Source organism: Candidatus Similichlamydia epinepheli, assembly GCF_003056015.1.
In genome coordinates, this window is record NZ_PPEU01000129.1 from 1 (window position 1) to 1579 (window position 1579).

Here is a 1579-nt window from a genome sequence, read left to right on the forward strand (position 1 = left end):
AGATTGATTTTTCTAGGGCTTACTGGGATTAATCGTGGTTAACTATGAAGAAACGTTTTTCAGAATCGGAGTTTTGGTCTTTGCATAAGAAAGTCTACGAGAATTTGGGCCCTAAAGCATGGACCCATGAAGGGGTCCCTTGTTACCTAACGACTTCACCTTTTATTCTAACCAGATACGCTCATCTTTTTGAGTTGCAGTTGAAATTTTGGCTTAGTCAAGGAAGATTGAACCCTGATGACACTATCTATATTCTTGATTTGGGTTGTGGGGTAGGTCGGTGTGGTTATTTACTTCTTAATTTGACTCAGGAATTGTTCGACTCTTTTCCTGTTCGTCTTAAATACGTATTCGTAGATTTTGCAGAAGAAAACTTGCAATTTATTTTAGAGCATCCAGATTTAAGGATATTTTTTGACAAGGGCATTTCAGACGTTGCCTGTCTGGATGCTACTTGTGATGAGAAAATGACTCTTCGGTTAAGTCAAGAAGTAATAGAAGCTGATCGTTTGACAAATCCTGTTCTAGTAATAGCTAATTATTTCTTTGATAGTTTGCCTCACGATTTATTCTTAAGTGAAGTAGGAACACTTTATGAAATGCATGGTGACTTAGTTACTCCTGAAGGGATTGAGACTTTGCCAAGAGCTATGAGGTCAGCTCAATTATCAGTTAATAGAGGTAAAGAAGTTGATCCAGATAGCTACTATTCCCAGCCATCTTGGAATTATGCATTGAAGGCATTACACGACGTTAAGTTTAAGAATGATTTCAATCTTCCTATTGGAGCATTTAGAGCATTGGATCTAATCTCCAGTTGGTCTCCGGCTGGGTATTGTCTTTTGGCTTCTGATCAAGGTTCAGCAGTCCCTCATGTATTGGATGAAATCGGTGGGCATTGTATATCTTCTCCGGCAATGGGCTCGGTTTCTGTAAATTATTTATCACTTCAACACTATCTTCACGCGACACAACAAGATGCCAAAATTACACAGGCAAGTGACAATTCATTTTTAGTTACTGCAATGGCAACTGATCGTTCTAGTGGCAATTGTCTATTTCCTCTTTTTTCTACTTTCTTCAATGAATTTGGAATGGTTGAATATTGGCAAGTTGTTAATTGCTTTAAAGAAGATGGGAATAAATCTCTTGATTTTATTGAGTACATGATCCGTTTAGGTAGCTATGATCCTGCTGTGTTCTTTTCTTGTTTTGACTCGATTAGGAGTGGGTTGCCTTCTCTTAACTCTGATAAAAGAAAGTCTTGGATTGATTGTCTGATTCAAGTTGCCAAGGCATTTTTTCCAATTACTACTCGCGATTACCCTCTTTTAGGTGATATTGGAGTCCTTCTTTTTGACTTAGGGGCATTTCAGGAAGCTCTTGAGATATTATTGCGCGTGCTTGCTCTTGATGGAGGTCAAGAACAGACGGAATACAATATAAAGATATGTTTGAAGGCTATGGATCGAGCAGAAGAATTTGAGAAGATACGTCAGCAAGTGGCTTCTGATCTTGCACGATCTATTTCTACTCCATGCAGCAATGAACTTTTTGAATGAGCTCTTTGCAAAAGCCT

Annotated in this window: 1 protein-coding gene; it reads left to right on the forward strand. The window is 38.4% G+C overall.

Translation table 11 applies throughout. The annotated features are described in order from the left end of the window. Nucleotides 1-44 precede the first annotated feature (44 nt). A complete protein-coding gene (locus GCCT14_RS04825) occupies nucleotides 45-1562 on the forward strand; it encodes a tetratricopeptide repeat protein (protein ID WP_108624440.1) in 1518 nt (505 codons plus the stop codon). Nucleotides 1563-1579: the final 17 nt, after the last annotated feature.